5 protein-coding genes are annotated in these 19,899 nt (G+C 50.2%); 3 read left to right on the plus strand and 2 right to left on the minus strand.

Translation table 11 applies throughout. The annotated features are described in order from the left end of the window. The first annotated feature begins 32 nt into the window (after positions 1-32). The gene (locus tag ACOWPH_RS28445) at positions 33-1,031 is read left to right on the plus strand and encodes an IS630 family transposase (RefSeq protein WP_015217861.1); all 999 of its coding nucleotides are present in this window, start codon (positions 33-35) and stop codon (positions 1,029-1,031) included. A 4-nt stretch (positions 1,032-1,035) separates the two neighbouring features. Here the strand turns inward: ACOWPH_RS28445 and ACOWPH_RS28450 are convergent, their stop codons facing one another. After that, entirely contained in the window at positions 1,036-1,710 is a 675-nt protein-coding gene (locus ACOWPH_RS28450) for a hypothetical protein (RefSeq protein ID WP_015217862.1), read from the minus strand. Between the two features lie 389 nt (positions 1,711-2,099). Here ACOWPH_RS28450 and ACOWPH_RS28455 point away from each other — a divergent pair, with 389 nt between their 5' ends. Both ACOWPH_RS28455 and ACOWPH_RS28460 read left to right on the plus strand, forming a co-directional pair. Then, positions 2,100-2,426 carry a hypothetical protein gene (locus ACOWPH_RS28455; RefSeq protein WP_015217863.1) on the plus strand — a complete coding sequence of 109 codons (327 nt, stop codon included), beginning with the start codon at positions 2,100-2,102 and terminating at the stop codon, positions 2,424-2,426. A 522-nt stretch (positions 2,427-2,948) separates the two neighbouring features. After that, entirely contained in the window at positions 2,949-5,543 is a 2,595-nt protein-coding gene (locus tag ACOWPH_RS28460) for a hypothetical protein (protein ID WP_015217864.1), read from the plus strand. 69 nt (positions 5,544-5,612) lie between these two features. Here the strand turns inward: ACOWPH_RS28460 and ACOWPH_RS28465 are convergent, their stop codons facing one another. Further along, complete coding sequence (locus ACOWPH_RS28465; RefSeq protein ID WP_250973222.1) at positions 5,613-19,886, minus strand: putative Ig domain-containing protein; 14,274 nt, start codon at positions 19,884-19,886, stop codon at positions 5,613-5,615. Positions 19,887-19,899 lie beyond the last annotated feature (13 nt).

Raw genomic sequence — 19,899 nt, forward strand, 5'->3', positions numbered from 1 at the left:
ATATAAGAGTAGTTATATTAATTCTAAGTAAAATGATATTTATTCGAGAAATCAATCCTCTTTCACTCAAATTACTAGAGCGAATTTATCGCCAAAGTCGACATCATCAAGTACGTCAAAGAGCGCATTGCCTAATACTAGCAAATCAAGGAGTAAAAGTTGAAGAACTTATGAAAATTTTTCTAGTAAGTTATAAAACAATTTATAACTGGTTCAATAAATGGGAATTAAATAGTATGATTGGATTGTATAATCAACCAGGTAGAGGATGTAAATCAAAATTTAATCCTGAACAAAAAGAAAAAATTAAAGAATTTGTAAAACAAGAACCAAGGCAATTAAAACAAGCAGTACAAAAAGTGAAAGAAGAATGGGGAATTATATCAAGTAAAAAAACAATTCAAAGAATACTGAAAACACTAAAAATGAGTTGGCATCGAATGCGTCGAGGGATAGGAGGAGAGCCACCAGCCCAGGTATATCAAGATAAAAAGGCAGAGCTAGAAGAATTTCAACGATTGGATGAAAAGGGAGAAATTGATTTATATTATTTAGATGAAACCGGATTCTGTTTGATTCCTTCTGTGCCATATGCGTGGCAAGATATTGGAGAATACTTATCTATTTCTAGTCGGCGCAGTCAGCGGTTAAATGTCTTAGGAATAATGAATAAACGTAATCATCTTGAAACTTATGTTTCCTTTCAGAGTATTAATTCTGATGTAGTGATTGCTTGTATTGATGCTTTTTTCCCCCAAGTAAATAAGCCAACAGTAATTGTCACGGATCAGGCTTCTATTCATACTAGCGATGCCATTTTTGAAAAACTTGAGGAATGGCGAGAGCGCAATATTACCATTTTTGAACTGCCAACTTATTCTCCTCACTTAAACTTAATTGAAATTTTGTGGCGGTTTATTAAATATCAATGGATTCCTATAGATGCCTATAAAGATTGGAAAACTTTCGTTGCATCTGTTGAAAAAATTCTCAGAGAATTTGGAGAAAACTATGTAATTAATGTTGTCTGATTACTTAAGAATATGCTGACCGCCTGTTTCGCGCTTGACCACCACCATTATATCTACCAGATGCTACAGCCCGTTCTAATTTTTCTAAATGTTTAGCAATGAGTTCCAGTTTTCTTTCTACTCCTTCACTTTGCTGGGAAAGCTGGGTTTCAATTTGCTCTAGCTTCGACTCTACGTGCTGCAATTCGGTGGTTGCTTCCATCACCATACTGCTGTCAAACTGGGAAATCAATTCTTCTAATCCTTGCAGTAAGGCAATTGTATGACCGTCGCGGTGTATTTTCGCTAATTGGCGTACTACTGGTATCAGTACATTAGGCACGCGAATCATCTCGCTTGGTGGCGTTGTTTTAGCATCACGGGAGGAGTTTACAGGCATTTGATATCTAGATTCGATATCGACAACCTGATTGTAAACTGAAAGGGAGTGCAGCAGCGATATTAACCTAAAAATGTCTGCTGATCTTGCTCCCTCCTGCCTCTTTGTAGTGGCGATGAATTGCCTCCAACACCCCATCCAGTCGCATTCCCAGGAGGATGTGCGTTGCATAACTTCACAAAGATAACCTAAAACTTCTTTTTGTCCCGTAAGCGATATATGATAGTTGCATCGGTTTTGTTTATCCAGAACTTTTTGCACTGTGAGTCTAATCGCAGCGTCTTGGAGTACAATTAACACTTAAGTAACTACTTTCAGTCTTGTAGAGTTGATGGAGGTTATGAAGTTATGGAAATGGTGAGGACAAAATGGAAGATAGAAGTACATTTTGTCCGTTTTGAGATTCTGAGGAGGAGTTGCGTTTAATTACCCTTAACAGCTAGTGAAGTTTGGCGACGGAACAAACTGTTGGGGTTGAAGTTAGACACAATCCGTATTTGTTACTGTACACAATCTTATTATAAATTGTGTGCTGTGTGGAGATATTTTTTGTCAATTTTTACGAAATTCTCAAAAATCGCAAAAACTCTGATTTTTAACAAGATTGACGTAAATAGACCTAAATATCCCTCTATAAATGCGAAATCCTCCTCCAATCGCCTCAAAAATAGTCAAAATTGGAGGAATTTATGTACAGAATTCAAGATAAATACAGAATTAAATATCAAGACAGTACAGATGAACTAATATGTCATCTCTCCAGAACTAGCAACAGTCAAGCTCACTGGAGTACAGATGAACTAACGGGTCATTTCTCCAGGACTAGTTATTGGGAAATAGCAATAAATATTTGGCAGCAGTGCAAATCCTCACCAAAATTTGCAAATTCTCCCCAATACCCAATACCCAATCCCCAGTATCGGGAGCAGCATTTGTCCGCTGCTAAATTTTTAATAGAAGATAAATCCTTATCACCACCTCTGAAGACAGTCACTGCTTCCAGTGGAGTATCCTAACTGCCAAAAAAAAAGTTGGATAGCCGCTAGGTGCTTGGTTAACAAGAGACTCATGGACACCCATAGAAAGCTTTAAAGCCAGCCTTAAAGCCAGAAAGAAAGCCAACTAGGCAAGAATGAATCAAAAAAACCGCGAAACGATTATCAGTCGTCTCAGCCGCGCTAGCAGGGCTATCGAACCCTGACCAAAAATTTATCTTTAAATTTGATCTCAATTCTAGTCCATGAGTTTCCTGTTTACCAACAACTAGGCATTTAGGCATCAAACCGAGATAGTAAAAAGAAAGCAATTAGGTTCTGAAACTGCTATATAACACTTTGACAAAGCTAAACACAATTCAACATTATTGTATGTAGTGCGACAAAGTGTTAATAAGAAATCTTCTTTCTTAAAGAACCGCCAACAGCAGCCAAAAATCAGACCATTCAAGGCAAAAGCAGCTTTTTTTTACATATCTTGAGATTAAATGCCAACTAGCGGCTACCCGATGAAAAAACAGAAAACATCGAGGAAAGCCAGTCATGTATCTACCAAACAAACCCGAACAAAACCGCACATCAAAACGCCGGAAAAATTCCCAAACCAGAATAGAACCCCACCAACCAGCCTCCGAGATAGGGAAAAGGTACGTAAAATATTTTTGGCATCCTTGGAGTCCGATAATCGCCCCAGCCAACAACAGCCACAGCAAACCAGCCTGGAGAACAGAAGACCATTACCTCCAGCCCTCCCAACTGTGGAGATTGCATCAAAACAGCGACAAGCTAGTAGGCATACGCTTTGCTGAATATACCCGGTACGCCACAATAGACATAGACACATTCAGCGACTACCATAACCTAGAAGCCTATCAAACCATCAAAACAGCCCTAGAAAACATAGGCATAGTAGAAATAGTCCCCATCCAATCAAGCTACAGCGGCGGCTACCACCTAATCATCCCCTTCAGTGGCAAAATACCCACATTTAACCTAGCCTGCGCCCTAGAACAAACAATCAAAGATACAGGCTTCAACATCCGCCCTGGACAAATAGAAATATTCCCCAACCCCAAACCCTGGGGAAAAGACAGCATCACCAACTACAACGCCATCCGCTGCCCCATGCAGCCAGAAAGCGGCGCACTTCTCCTAGACCAAGACCTGCAACCAATCAGCCACTCAGTAGCCACCTTTCTTGACCATTGTGATCATGCAGCCAGTCGTCAAGACCTAAACAAACTCAGATACGCCTGCAAAAAAGCCAGAAAGCGGCATACAAAAGAACAATATCGCCAAAAAGCCAGCATCAAAATCGAAGAATGGCAAGCCAACTGGGAAGAAATCATCGCCACAGGATGGACAGAGTATGGACAAACAAACATCCTCCTACAAATAATCGTCGGCTACGGCATAGTCTTCTTAGACCTACAACACGAACACCTGATTGAATACGCAGTAGAAACAGCCAGAAACGCCCCAGGATACACAGAGTATTGTCAACACCAAAAACGAATCGAAACCAGAGTTAGAGACTGGGTAAAATGCACCATCAGACACCAATGGTATACCCCCTACGCCAGTTATCCTAACCGCCCACTAGGAACATACATCAACACCTTTGCCCTAGCCATAGCAGATATAAGAGAAATAAAAAAACAACAAAACCAAGACAACCTCCTCCCCTTTGAAAAACCAAAAAGCCAAAACCAGCAACGCAGCGAAAAAACGCAAAGACGCATCAGGAGTATAGTACAAACATTAGAAATACAACAAAGAATACAGAAAAACAGAGATACAGAAATACAGAATACCTGGCCAGTACAAACAGAATTAAACACAGAAATAGAATTAGAAACAGAACTAACAGAAACACGATTAAGTGGAATAGTAACTGAGAGAAGCAAAGAAATAAGTGCAGAATACAAAACTCTGTACAACAAAACCTTAAGTCAAAGAACGCTGTACAAATATAAGCACTTATGGCATCCCCAATGGTACATACCAGACCCTTGGGAAGAGAACAGCACCACAGAAAAAAGCGTCGAAACAAATAAAAACCAACAAAATAGAAATCAAAAAAACAGCATTAACCCATCAGATAACATCCTGAATAGAAACATAAACCCAGGAAACAGCCAAAGTCCAAAAAATAGCGCAAACCCTTACAGTGAGGATAATTACACTCACTTTGACCCAGAAACACCAACGTGGAAAAAACAACAAGCCCAAAACCCTTACCCAGAAAGCGATTACACACACTTTCCTTATATGAAGGTTTTATGCTTACCTTTTGCTACCAGTCCCGCAGGGGCTGAGGTAGCCGATGTAATTGAACAAATGGAGGAAGTTCAGGATTCTGATCTGGAAATTCAGGTTTGTCAGAATGAATCAAATGAATTGGAAGCAATCCAGTTATCAGAAAATTTTGAATTCATAAATTCTCTTAATAGTCTGAAAATTGATTTAGCTCAATCAAACAATCAATTAGAGTCAATAGTTAAACTGATTGTTTTGCAGTTAAATGAAGTTCCTATTCATCAGAATTTCTTATTTTTCTTCATTTGTAGCGACTTGCCAAAAAGCGATAATCAAAACTTATCAATGGCGAAGACTGACGAACTGGATGTAGTTGAACCGCGTGTAGTTGTTTTTGAAGCAGAAGAGACAGCAGAACATTCGCTCTACAGCGCCAAGGATGAGCAGGGAAATGGCTGTATTCGGCATTTGATAGAACACCCTATTTTACCAAAATCATCAGTCCAAAATGGCAATAATGGGGGGCAAATTGCACCTGTTGGGGATGGGACACCGCTAGATCCACTTTCAGTAGAACCACTGCTTCAAGGTGGTAAAAATGGGTGGCAAAGTGGCTCTGTTGATGATGACTCAAGGATTGAAGAACTCAAGCGGGTAACGAAGTTGCGGCTATTGGCAGTAACCCATGCTAAGAAAAAGGTGCGGGAATACGGGGTGATTTCAGGGCGACTTATTTGTGGTCAAGAGCGCGATCGCTTGGAGATGTCCCTCCGAATGCAATTTTACTTAGATTCCGGTCACAAAGTCTTGGTAGCAGAGGCTACTGCGTGGATAGCAGGGAATCCAGGTATGCATTTTGGAGTGGATTCTCTGCTTTAGTGTAGAGGCTGGAAACTTTTTTGTGAGCGACGTTTAACCACTTTCGCTAGATCCAGCCCTTGTTGCTGATTAACTAAACAAGAAATTAGCACCAAACAGATTGACATTCACACTAGCATCAGTAAAGCCAGATGTAGCCGATAAAGTAGCTAATAACTCTCCCTTACCAAAACCAGTATTACTAGCAATACCATCACCCAGACGGAGTAAAGTATTAGTACCTGATGTCACTACATCAATAGCAGTAATCCCTGTAAATTGGATTTGATCACCACCGACACCACGCACAAACTGAGTAATGGTATCTGCACCATCACCAAAGGCATAGTTGATGATATCCACAGCAGCATCATTTAAACCCAAATTGAGTTTATCGTTACCAAGACCACCAATGAAAGTATCTGCACCAGCATTACCTGTAAGGGTATCTGCACCATTACCACCTGTTAGAGTATTAGCTGCGGTGTTACCTGTGAGGGTATTATTTAGGTCATTACCAGTACCATTAATGGCAGATGTGCCTTGTAAAGTCAGGGTTTCCAGGTGATTACCCAATGTAAGAGTGATGGTGCTAAAAACAGTATCAGTTCCTTCACCAACATTTTCAATGATGCTATCTCCGGCATTATCCACATAGTAGGAATCATTACCCGCACCACCAATCATGGTATCTGCACCTGTACCACCGTTGAGGATATCATTACCTAAACCACCTATCAGAGTATTAGCTGCGGCGTTGCCTGTAATTTTATTAATCAGGTCGTTACCAGTGCCATTGATAGCAGATGTGCCTTGTAAAGTCAGGTTTTCTAAGTGATTACCAAATGTAAAAGTGATGGTGCTAAAAACAGTATCAGTTCCTTCACCAACATTTTCGATGATGCTATCTCCGGCATTATCCACATAGTAGGAATCATTACCCGTAACACCAATCATGGTATCTGCACCTGTACTACCATTGAGGATGTTATTGGCAGAATTGCCTGTAATGGTATTGTTGAGGCTGTTACCAGTCCCATTGATAGCTGCTGTACCTATCAACGTCAAGTTCTCTAGATTAGCACCAAGCGTCAAGGTAATAAAAGACTGAACAGTATCTGTACCTTCGCCTGTTGCCTCTGTTACTATATCCTTGATATTGTCAACAACATAAGTATCATTGCCCAAGCCTCCAATCATTCGGTCACTACCACTACCACCATTGAGGTAATCATTACCGATACCGCCAATCAGCGTATCGGCTCCAATCGTACCGATCAAGGTGACACCATTAGCAGCGACAGACAAGTTAAACAGGTCAGATACCGCAAGCCCTCCTGCGTCAGTCGCCGTGATACGGATACTGAGGGTACCCGCCATAGGCGGAGTTCCAACGAACACGCCACTCAGTGCGTTAAAGGTCAGCCAACTGGGCAGGGCGCTGCCATCAGCAAGCGAAACCGACAGCGTAAGCTTATCGCCAATGTCAGCATCGGCAAATTTCGTTGCAGCAAGTGTCAGTGAAAACGCTAGGCCCTCGGTGGCAACCTGATCGCTCTCGGCCAATACCAGGGTCGGTGCGCGATTGGCGTTGACGGCCAGCGTCATGCTCGCAAGCGCAGAGGTACCACTGGGATCGGTTGCGGTGATTTCAACGGTTACGATACCCGCACTACCCGCGGGTGGGGTACCTGAAAACACTTTTTGGGCCGCATCATAAAACAACCATGCTGGCAGCGCTTGCCCACCATTTGCCGTGATCGACAGCGAAAGAACGTCGCCATCATCATCGCGGAAGACACCCGGCGAAAGCTGAAATTGAAATGCCTTGCCTTCCTTCAAAACAGTCGCTGCAGGCACATTGACTACCAACGGTGCATCATTAACGTTGGCCACTGTCAAGGCGAACGTATCAAATACTTTCGCTTGCATACCATCTGTTGCCGTCACCTTGATATTCAGAACGCCGACATCGCTATTGCCAGGGGTGCCGGAGAATCGGCGTGTCGCCGCATCAAATGCAAGCCAGCCTGGCAATGGAGAACCATTTGCTAAGGTGGTCGACAACGTTAAACTGTCATCCACATCAACGTCGGCAAAGGCATTGGACGGGACCGTATAGCTGAACGCGGCATCTTCAGTGGCAGTCTGATCGGCAATCGCATAGGAAAGCACCGGCACATCATTGACGTTGTCCACTGCCAAATCAAACGTATCAAATACATTTGAGCCCGCTGCATCTTTGGCAGTCACCTTGACACTTAACACGCCAACATTGCCATTGCTTGGTGTGCCTGAAAACATCCGCGTTGCCGAATCAAACTTTAACCAAGTTGGCAATGCAGAACCGTTGTCCAGGGTTGCTGACAACAGCAGACTATCACCCACATCTATGTCGGCAAAGGTGTTGACCGGGACCATATAGCTGAATGCCGTATCTTCCGTAGCAGCCTGATCGGCAATCGCAGAAGAAAGCACTGGCGGGTCATTGGCGTTGGCCACTGCCAAAGCAAACGTGTCGAATCCGCTCGCCCCCGCAACATCTGTCACCGTGACCTTGATACTCATCACCCCTGTATTACCATTGCCCGGCGTGCCGAAGAATCGGCGTGTCGCCGCATCAAATGCAAGCCAGTCCGGCAATGGAGAGCCGTTTGCCAGGGTAGCCGACCATGTCAGGCTGTCGCCCACATCCATGTCGGCAAAGGCATTAGCCGGGACCGTATAGCTGAACGCGGCATCTTCTGTAGCAGCCTGATCAGCAATCGCAAAATAAAGCACCGGCGCGTCATTAATGTTCAGAACCGAAAGTGCAAAGGTATTTGAGCCACTGGCACCGTTGCCATCTGTTGCGATCACTTTCAAAGTCAGGCTGCCCACATCGGCATTGCCTGGCTTGCCCGAGAATGTACGCGTTGCCGCGTTGAATTGGAGCCAGCCGGGCAATGCACTGCCATCAGAACGCACAGCAGAAAATGACAAAGGCAAATCATTGTCTGCAAAGGTATAAGTCGGCACCAGCAACTGAAACAAGCTGCCTTGTGCAACTGTTTGGTTTGAAAGCGGTGTCTCAATCTTCGGCATTTGCGGCCAATTGCCAGCCATTTGCACTAAGACATCCCGGTTCCAACTGGTTCCGTTAGCAAACTCCACCTGGTCAACATTGCTGCCGTAGTTCGACACGAACCAATTTTTCAAGGTGACTCGATTGTCCGTACCTTTGATGGCTAAATAGAGATGGTCCTGGTTGCGCGACACCACGACATCATTGGGCATGACATCGGCCTTGAAGCGCACCGTGTCGGAGTCAGGCAGGCCATCTGATCCACCGAATAGGTCGGCGACAACAACATCCCGCCCATGATCCCTGCCAAACAAAAAGACATCGCTTCTAGCTTGTCCATTAAGGACATCATTACCAGTACCACCGTCGATGACATCGTCGCCATCGCCACCGAGCAAAATGTCATTTCCCCCCAGGCCGTTGATCGTATCGTTGGCACTGCCACCGCCATAGATATCGGCGCCTTCTGTGATCCCTGACAATCGAGTATAAATGTCAGCATCAGTCCATATCGTGCCATCGAAAAACCGCAATTGCGGCTGGTAATACGGATTGTCGAACCAGCCTTGTAACGTAAGCCGATCAGCGCCTCCATTCAGGGAGAGATACAAGTCGCTGCTGCCGCGCGTCACCGTCACACCGGCGGGCGTAACGCCCGCCTGGAACTGCACCGTGTCGCCCTGCGTATCCCACGGCTGAACGTAGGACACAACATCCTGCCCATAGCCGTTGCCGAAGACATAGGTATCCGTTCCATCGCCGCCAAACAGAACGTCATTGCCGGTTCCACCGTCCAGAGTGTCATTGCCGGCATCTCCAAACAGTCGGTCATTGCCTCCTAGGCCGGGCAACGTGTTGGCAGCATTTGTTCCGACGATCACGTCGTCGCCTGTGGTCGGAGTCGCCAACTTGGACAATATCGTGCTTGCCGTCCAAACAGTTGCATCCGCAAACTGTATCCTGTCGATACGGTAGTAACCGTTGCTATCGAACCAGTTTTGCATCCTAACGCTATCGCCGGTTCCGTTGATCGATAACAGCAAATCGAGTCCGTCACGACCGAGCTTAATGTCAGTCGTTGCTATTCCCGCCCCGAGCAGCAACGTATCCGAGGCATCTCCCCATGATCCGTTTTCGCTGACCACATCTTGTCCATAGCCGCGTCCGAACAAATAGGTATCGTTGCCGCGTCCGCCCTTTAGAACATCACTGCCCGCTCCGCCATCCAGCGTGTCGGCACCGACATCTCCACTCAGAATATCGTTGCCGCCCAACCCGGCAAGCGAGCTGCCAGTGGTGGCTGCCTGCAAAATGTCGTTGCCACTCGTTACTCCGGGAAGCCGCGCCTTGATGGCATTGACGTCCCATACCGTGCTGTCCGAAAACTCGATACGCTCGACTTTGTCGTAGTCGCTGCTGAAGAAATTACTGACCGTCAGCTTGTCTGCCCCGCCATTCAAGCTGAGATACAAGTCGGTTTCGCTTCGACTCACCTGAACGCCGCTCGGCGTAACGCCCGACTGCATCACGATGCGGTCCGAATTTACCGACCAGTCAAAATCGCTGATGACATCCTGCCCGTAGCCATTGCCGAAGAAATACGTGTCGTTACCGTTGCCGCCATTAAGGACATCATTTCCTGCGCCGCCGTCGAGGGAGTCGTTGCCGTTCCCTCCAGACAGATTGTCGTCGCCACCCAGGCCGATCAACGTGTCATTCCCCGTGGTGCCCGACAGGTAATCGTTGCCTTGGGTCGGCGCAGAAACGAATGCCGTCAGTGCCGCCGTATTCCATACCGTACCGTTGGCAAACTCGACACGCTGGAGTTGAGCCGGATAATAGGAACTGAACCAGCTAGCGAGGGTGACCTGATCCTGCGTCCCCTTGATTGTGAGAATAAGGTTGTATTCATCACGTGACACCTCCACATCCGACGGCGCCACATCGGGAGCGAATTTCAGCGTATCAACCAATCCCGCGGTTTCAGCGCTGCTATAGCCTGGCGTATCGTTCAGGATCGTATCCCGCCCGGAACCACGCCCAAAGAGAAACGTATCGTTGCCCAAGCCGCCGTAAAGATGGTCATCACCAGCACCCCCATCGATGGTGTCATTGCCTTCCAAGCCATTGACTAAATCCCTGCCGCCCAGTGCGGAAATCGTGTCGGCACCGCTGGTTCCAATGATTTTGTCTTGGTAGTCGGTCGCGGCTATTTTGGTTGACAGCAAGGTGAGCTCACTCACCCCCCACACCGTGCCGTTGGCAAACTCCACCTGCTCAATTTTGAACGCCTCGCCATTGAACCAGTTGGCAAGTGTCACCCGGTCCGAGGTCCCATTGAGCTGAAGCTCCAGGTCGTAGACCGTGCGCGTCACCGTTATATCGCTGGGCACTATATCTGCACTAAAACGAATGCGATCGGTATTTCCCGATGTTGCATCGGCATCGGTGATGGTGTCATGGCCTGACCCCCGCCTGAAGAGATACATGTCACTCCCTGTACCTCCAGAGATCAAGTCGTTTCCCGTCAAGCCATCAATGATGTCCACCCCAGTAGTGCCAGAAAGAGCGGCATCCGCAGCCCCTGTTCCTAAAATACTCGCCGCTTGTGTCTGCACCGTCAAGGAGAAATTGCTCGATACAGCTGCATCGGCAGTGTCCTTCGCCGTTACTCGCAACACATAGCCACCCACGGCACCGTACCCGGGCGTGCCGCTGAATGTACGAGATACCCCATCGAAAGCTAACCACGTCGGCAAGGCACTGCCGTTTCCCAAAGTCGCCGTGTAAGTGAGCGAGTCTCCCACATCACTATCGGCAAAGGTATTGACTGGCACAGCAAAACTCAAGCGCTGGCCATCGGTTGCTAAACGCGCAACCAGGGGATTGGCAACCACCGGTGCGTCATTGGTGTTGACCACTGTCACCTGAAATACATCAGACGCTTTCGCGCCACGCCCATCACTGGCGGTTACTTTTATATCCAGGCTACCGATATTGCTATTGCCCGGTGTACCTGAGAAAGTTCGGGTCGCTTGGGTGAACGTCAACCAAGCTGGTAACGGATTGCCATTGGCCAGGGTCGCCGTTAAGGAGAGGCTGTCTCCAACATCCAGGTCAGAGAACGTGCCTGTCGGCACCTTAAAACTGAAGGGTTGATCTTCGCTCGCAGTCTTGTCTACCAAGGAAGTGGCAAGTTGTGGCGCAAAATTCGCCATCGCCTTCAAAGTCGCTAGATCCCACACCGTTCCATTGGCAAATGCCACCTGCTCCACCGCCTTGCCTTGCTCCGGCACCCAAAGTACAGCCAGCGTTTGCCCGGTCACCCCTATGTTCAAAAATAAATGGGTTAGGTTTCGGGTCACTGTCACATCGCCTGGAACAATGCCGGCACCCATGACCACGCGATCAACGTTTCCTGAGGTTGTATCCACATCCTCAATCACATCATTACCCGAATCAAGGCCAAACACGTACGTGTCCTTGCCTAGACCACCGGACAGCACATTGTTCGCCGCATTTCCCGCCAAAGTATTGGCACTGGCATTGCCCGTGCCATTGATCGCTGCTGCACCCGTCAGGGTGAGGTTTTCTAGATTTGTGCCCAGGGTATAGCTAACGCTTGAGAGTACCGAATCTGTGCCCTCCCCGGCCGCTTCCTGCACCACGTCCAGGGCGTTGTCGACCTCATAGTTATCGTTACCCGCGCCGCCAATTAGCGTGTCTGCACCCCAACCGCCGTCAAGCCTGTCGTTACCAGTGCCCCCGACCAACACGTTGTTGCCCGTGTTGCCTGTCAGCCGGTTGTCTGCCGCGTTACCGGTCGCATTCAGATTGGCAAAACCGGTCAGCGTCACATGCTCTAAATAACCGCCGCTGAGCGTGTTCAAGTCTATGGTCAGCGCAGCAATCACCGTATCGCTTCCTGCGCCCGCCGTCTCGACAATCACATCGCCTGTGCTGTCTATCTCGTAAATATCATCGCCGCTACCGCCAATCAGCATATCGGCGCCAGCGCCGCCAATCAGCGTATCCGCCCCTGCACCTCCCGTCAGCGTGTTGCTACCCGCATTGCCCATCAGCTGGTTATCGGCTCCATTACCGGTGGCATTCAAATTGGCCGTACCGGTCAGAATCACATTTTCGACATTCGCCAGCGCTGCAATATCCATGCTGATCGAGGCCACGATGGTGTCATTGCCTTCGCCAGCCAACTCAAACACCGCATCGCCTGTGCTGTCAACGCTATAGACATCGTCCCCCGCGCCACCCATCAGGGTATCAGCGCCAGCGCCACCCTCCAGCGTATCGTTGCCTCCGCCACCGCTTAGCGTATTGGCCGCGCTGTTGCCATTGAGCATGTTGTCCAGTGCATTGCCGCCACCGCTGGTCACGCCATAAGCCAACGTCAGGTTCTCAACATTTGCGCCTAGTGTGTAATTAACCGATGTAATTACCGTATCAATGCCGTCGTTCAGGCTCTCTATCACCACATCGCCCGTGTTATCGACAAAATAGGTATCGTCCCCTGCAGCGCCCGCCATGGTATCTGCACCTGCAGCACCGTCGATCAGGTTGTTGGCAGCATTACCGTTCAGCATATTGGCCAGTGCATTGCCAGTGGCATTGATGGCATCCGTACCCGTCAGAGTCAAGTTCTCGATGTTGTTGCCCAAGGTATAAGAAACCGCCGAGCGAACCGTGTCAATACCTTCACTTGCCTGCTCGATCACCCTATCGGCCTGGTTGTCCACGACATAGCTGTCATTGCCCGCGCCACCCACCAGCACATCCATGCCGCCTTTACCATCCAGCACATTGTCGGCACTGTTGCCCACCAAGCGATTGACCTGGTCGTTGCCTGTGCCATCAATCGCCGCCGTTGCGCTCAATGTCAGGTTTTCCACATTCGCGGTCAGTGTGTAGCTCACACTGGAACGTACCGTATCGAAACCACCGCCGGGCAACTCATTCACTGAATCGCCAACATTGTCAACGGTATAAAAATCGTCACCCGTGCGGCCCGTCATGGCATCGGCACTGGCCATGCCGTTCAGCGTATTGCTGCCGGCATTGCCCGTCAGCGCATCCGCCCCTGCCGTTCCCTCTATCGCCGTTGTTGCGAAAATAAAATGTTCGGCGCGCAGTGCGCTCTGGGACACATTGCCCAGCGTGATGTTCTGGTTTGAACCCGTGCCGCCCACATACACACGGGTAAATTCCACACCATCCACAAACACTGACATGAACCTGAGGTCAGCAAAAGAGCGGACATTGGCCAGTCCTGATAAATCAATTTTTTCTCCGGCTTGGTTGACATCAAAGTCACCAATGAAATTACGCAAGATACCGCTGCCAGCATAACTGTCTTGCTCAATTACAAAACGGTCGGTGCCGGCATTGCCGTAATAGCCGAACAGGCCCTGATAGCGGTCCTCGCCACCTTCCACATAAATCGTGTCGTCGCCCGCATCACCCTGCACATAGTCGTTACCTGCGCCCCCACGCAATACATCGTTCTTGACGCCACCGAGCAACATATCGTCGCCCGCATCGCCATAGAGCACATCGCCCGCACCCAGTAAGATGCCGCCGTTGTAGTTGGTAACATTGGTCGGCTCGCCGACCAACACGTCCTGGCCATCCCCGCCGTGGATTTCATCCACCCCCTGCCCGCCAAAAATTCGGTCATCACCGCCTTCACCCAAATACAAACGTGGCTGCAAGCCGGTGCCAGCTACCTCTGGGTCGCTAGCGTTGCTACCAATGCTGAAACCGCTGATATTTTGACGCTCGACAAACACAAAGCTGCTGGCGCCCAAGCTGGCAGGCGCCACATTGCGCAGCACAATCGACTGCCCGTCGCCCAGCATCACTCGGGTATCCAAGCCCTCCTGAACGAGCTGCAAATTGGCAAAACTCATCTTGCCAAAGCCCGCCAGAGCAATCTTCTCGCTGGCTGCATCAAAATCGATCACCGTATCGACACTGCCCTGCGCTTTTTCCACCATAAACATATCCTGGCCCGCGCCGCCCGTGAGGCTGTCGTTACCATACCCCCCATCAAGCAGATCGCGCCCGGCTCCGCCAGACAAAATATCATTGCCGCGACCACCCACCAAGCGGTTATCTTCTGCATTGCCTATCAGCGTGTCATTGCCATCTCCGCCCAGGGCCTGCTCAATGGTGGTGCCTAGCGCCACTGTCATGACCTGCCCGTTCAGCCGGCTCTGCACCCCTGCATTCAGATCAATCAGGTTATTGCCCGACATAGCTGCCGCATTGAAGGTGTCGCTGCCACCATCGCTGTCGACCAATGTCTGACGGCTCGGGTTGCCGGATGCCGTTGCCGCATACTCATTAGTATAGACATACACATCATCGTTACTAGGCTGCTTACCATACACATCCAGCGTCCAGCTCGTCAGCGTGCCTGCTTGCCCCGTGCGCGCATCGATGACCTGCAAAGTCCACGTGCCACCACTGTCCTCGCCCAAGATATGCGTGCTGCCAAAGCTAAAATTCAGCGTTCCTGCACCTACGTTGCCTGTATCCGCCACGCCACTGCCTGGTGCCTTGCCAGGACGATTCACCAAAATGCTCTCTGTACCCGTCGGCGAGATCAGCTTGACCACCAAATCGCCCCAATTGGCGTGATTAAGCTGGAGGGACACCTGCGCGTATTCCACACTCAGCCCGGCGGCTAACACCAGGCTGCTGCTCAGGCTGCCTGCCCCATCGGGAATGGCCTGGTTAATCACTTGATTCGCTGTGACGCGTTGCTGGTTATCAAAAATACTGGTTTCTCCCCAGGTCTCTGCCAGGCGCACCGCCGCTCTAGCATCCACCTTGCCAAAGCCATAGTCATGGCTGGCATGCATGCCGCCGCCGTTCCAATTTTTGGCGCCATTGCTGCGCCAATCCGTGCCATTGGGATCATCAAACTGCGTTGCCGTCATGGCCAGAATGGTCTGGATATCCCGGTAACCCAGATTCGGGTTGGCTTCCAGCATCAGCGCAATCACGCCGCTGACAATGGGTGCGGCAAAGCTGGTGCCTTGACTGGTGCTGTACTGCCCACCAAAGGTCGAGCCATTGTCAGCAACCAACTCGCGGCTGGTTGAGTCAATATTGCTGCCTGGGGCAGAGACCAAAATGGAGGCGCCCGGGTTGCTAAACGGTGTGCTGCCCAACTGCAAAGTACCCAAATCCCCTGGCGCATTGATGCTGCCCACAGTAATCACCGCCCGGTTAGCCGTCAGCGCATTCGTATTGGTGTTGGCGCCGGTGGCCCGGTCGTTGCCGCCAGCCATCACAATGGCTGTGCCCAGGCCGGCGCGTCCGTTGGCCACCGCATCCAGTAAACCCGCCTCCAACACGCCCACTGGTGTGACATTGATGCCAAAGTTGGCCGTTGCCCCCCAGCTGTTGTTGACCACGTCATAGTTTTTAAACTTGGCTAGTGCGGCAGTGATCTCTGCACTGAGTTGGCTGACTTCCAACCCAGTGCCTTGAATGAAATTTCCAGCCAAGCTGGCGTTGTAGGCCACACCCACACCGCCTTCACCATTTTTGGCGGACACCATCACCCCAGCCACCATCGTGGCATGGCTGCTAAAAGTTTGCGGCGTGTTGTTGTTGCCCTGGGCATCCAGCGTATTCAGCCAAGCATTGTCAACGTTTTGCTGCAAATCGGCATGGCGGTAGTCAAACACTTCCGGTCCCGTGCTGAATGCGCCTCCAGGCTCGAATTGACCGATTCGCACGCCTTTGCCGCTATAGCCTTGGCCTGCGGCTTGCTCGGCTTGCGTGCCCCAAGCGGCCAACACATTGGTATCAGCTAGATACCACTGCTCCACGGACAAAGGGTCACTGGGAATATCCGATGTTTGCAGATAAACAGCAGCCTTCATGGCCTCGCTTGCCTCGCCACTGCTCACCGTGGTGAAGTTGCCCTGGGCATCTTTCACCTTGTATTTAAAACTCATCACACCGGTGTAGGTGGCATCCGGTGTAAACAGCACATCACCCTGCGCCGTCAGGCTTGCGGTGCCGCCCTTGGCTTCTAGCACGGCAGTGATGCTGAGCTGAGACACATCACTGTCCCAATCGCGGTCGTTGGCCAATAACTGGGTTTTGCTAAGCAGGTGGGCTGCGCTGCGGCTTAAGGCTTGCCCGGTGCTGTTGACACGCAGAATGTCTTTAACAGGTAGCGGGCTGCCCAAGCTCAAGTCTACGCGTGAGACATCACTGAAGCTGAGTTTTTCGATATGGCTCAAGGTATCTGCGCCGTCTTGCCCGCTTCGGGTATCGACCACCCTGAAGGTGTTGGCGCCGTTGGCGTCCGAGATTCGGGTAATTCGGTAGTCGGCATAGCTGCCGCTGTATTGGGCTACGTCAATGCCATCACCGCCGTCCAGACTGTCATCGCCGCGCCCACCTACCAGCACGTCGTTGCCTGCACCGCCACTTAAGCTGTCGTCTTCCAGGCCACCATCAAGCACATCGTCGCCCTGCCCGCCCAGCAGTTGGTCTTGGCCTCTGTGGCCGCGGATTAAATCATTGCCGGCGCCGCCATCAATGGTGTCGTCGCCGTCTTCGCCACTCAGCACATCGTTGGCAGCGCCGCCCAGAATCAAGTCATCGCCCGCACCACCGCGCACAAAGACGGTGCTTCTGCCCCCGCCAATGATGACGTCATCGCCTGTGCCGCCAATAAACACTTCAGCCTCGGACTGGGTCATATTGAGGGTGACGCCTGCGCTGCCTGCTTGTCCGCCTACGACCTGCACCACATCGTTGCCTGCGCCTGCATGGATATTGTGTTGCGCATCAGCCGCATCAATCAAGAGCACATCGTCGCCCTCACCGGCATTGAAGGTGTCACTGCCTGCGCCGCCTGCCAACCAGTTGGCCCCAGCATCACCCGTGAGCACATCATCGCCAGCACCTGCATAGATGTTGGCCACATTCAAGCTGCTGGCACTTAAGGTTTCATTGACGCTGGCCAGGGTATTGGCGCTGACGTAGCTTTTAAGGTCAGCACCGCCCGCATGGCCTTGGGTGCTCAGGGTTGCGCCGGCCACGCCATTTGTGGTGGTTTGCGTATAGCTTGAGCCGTTGGGGTTGGCAATAAAGCGCACCGCTTGGGCGGCGCGGGTATGTGCGCTGCCGTTAACGGTTTGCACAAAACTGCCGCTGGACAAGACTTCGTTTCCACCGTTAACCAAACCGCTTTGGCTGGTGGGGTCCAAGTTGATGCTGGTGATGCCCAACTCGGCAAAGGTTTTAAGCTCGGAGGCTTCGCCTGCGTCTTTGAGTCCGTTACCGTTGCTGTCTTTGAATGACAGGCCATTGCCATCATCGTCTACCCACACGCGCAATTGGCTCCATGCAGCATCAAGATTATTAAACTGCTGGTCATTGTTGGCGTCCAGCGATTTCAAGGCGGCAAAGCCATCGGCGTAAGTCTTTTGCCCAGCGCTTTGGCCCAGGCCTGCGTTGCCGTTGTAGAACTCGCTGAGGGTTTCGCGTATGCCGTTGATCTGGCCATCCCCATTGAGGTCGTGCACCACGATGCCGTCGGTGTTAACGCTCTGCCCTGTGGTGGTGTTGGCCGCTACCCAGCCGGTGTGTTCTTTGCTGGGCATGCTATTGACACCCGCCCCATCGTTGTCGATATCAAAGTGGCTTTTGCTGCTGGCGTAGCTTTGCAGCTGGATGCCGTCACCGTTGAGGTCGAGCACCAAGGGGTCTGCGGGCACCAAGGGGGTATTAGCACCCGCATCGACCAAGCTGGCACCGGCAAAGGCAAGCTCTGAGGCCAGGTAGCCTGGGGCAGTCACACCGCCTATGGCAATCTCGGCCAGGGTAGCCAGTAGTGCATCGCTAGCGAATGCCACATTGGCCGTTTGTCCGCTGGTTCCGCTGAGGCTGCCATTGCCGAGGCGGTGGCCGTCTGCGCCTGCGTCAGAAACCACGCCGCCGTAGTAGCTGTCATCTAAATTGGCGGTGTTCTCGGCTAGCAGCAGGCTCCAGTCATCGCCAGCCCCCGCAACCTGCCCAGTTGTGTTCACTGCACTAGTAATGTCTTGGACTTGCTCGTCGCTTAATGTGCCCGTGGTGTCGATGTTTAGGGTGACTGTGCTGGTGGTGGGGTCATCGCTCTGACTTGCAGCGCTGCGTTCAAAATATATTTCATCTGACCATGCGGCATCGTTTGTGCCAGCGTATTGAAAACTATCACCATCCAGCAGGGCAATAGGCTTGCCCCTGTAATCAAAAGGTTTGCTGGATGGTTGCGTAGGCTTTTTAGGGTCGATGAACAGCCCATCTCCATTCATTTTGAAGGTTGACAAGTAGCCAGGTGCCATGGGCTGAATATCTAGGAGTCCATTCGCATCTATGCTGCATATGGCACCCTTGTTAGAAAAGGCGCCGTTGGTTCCCGTTGTAGAGTTTTGCTGTTTTGACGGCGAATACCAACGAAAGGCGTCTCGTGAACACTCCACGCGCAGTCCCGTGCTCATGTCAGTGTATGTAGCCATCGAGCCTTGTGTCACTAAAAATTGCGTGCCATTGCCTACAACGCTGTCTTGAGGAGCCGTCAACAAATACGTGGCACCGTTAGGCAATGTCACCAGATTCGCCCCTGTCACGAGTTGCCGGACACCCGTTTGTTGCGCAAGACTGGCCGCAGTGAGTGTGACTGTAGATACAGCGCGTGGTGTCTTGTTCGCCGCCACTTGAGCTGCAGCGGCCGCATTTGTAGCGGGCAAATTATTTTCTTGAGTGAAAATATCGATTGTCTGATTTACTTTCGAATTGTGTCGTTTGAAAACATATGCTTGAAAATCATTCTTGACATCGATACCACTCTTCGCCAAATCCGCTATGTCTTTTGTACCGATTGGTATATATCGATTGTCAAAATCCTCCCGCATCACCGCAACACGGTTCAACATGATGGGCACAACAATATCTGGATTCAACCTGTCTGCGGCGGTAAGGTTCATTGCAGAAACAGAAATAGGGTCATTGGGATAGCGCGCGACAAACTGATTGATGGCAAGCGGAAAAGGATCAGGACGAAGACCATAATTCATTCCACTTGAAAATTGAAATAGGCCGGCATAACCTAAATTGTTGGCAGCCTTCGGATCAAGTGTCGATTCTTGATTGGCCAAATTAACAACCGTTTGAATAATTGTGTCGGAATATCCTCTTGCGCGCCCCTGATTAATAATGTTTGTCACAACCTGTTGTTGCGCTTGGGTTAAGTTAGTGAGATTGGTAGCCATAATCAGTTACTCC

It is taken from the genome of Anabaena sp. PCC 7938 (assembly GCF_049315035.1).
GTDB classification, from domain to species: Bacteria; Cyanobacteriota; Cyanobacteriia; order Cyanobacteriales; family Nostocaceae; genus Anabaena; species Anabaena cylindrica.

What these genes read in the sequence shown, in the direction of transcription:
- ACOWPH_RS28445 (WP_015217861.1), top strand. Translation starts at nt 33, where the DNA reads ATGATATTTATTCGAGAAATCAATCCTCTTTCACTCAAATTACTAGAG.
- ACOWPH_RS28455 (WP_015217863.1), top strand. Translation starts at nt 2,100, where the DNA reads ATGTACAGAATTCAAGATAAATACAGAATTAAATATCAAGACAGTACA.
- ACOWPH_RS28460 (WP_015217864.1), top strand. Translation starts at nt 2,949, where the DNA reads ATGTATCTACCAAACAAACCCGAACAAAACCGCACATCAAAACGCCGG.
- ACOWPH_RS28465 (WP_250973222.1), bottom strand. Translation starts at nt 19,886, where the DNA reads ATGGCTACCAATCTCACTAACTTAACCCAAGCGCAACAACAGGTTGTG.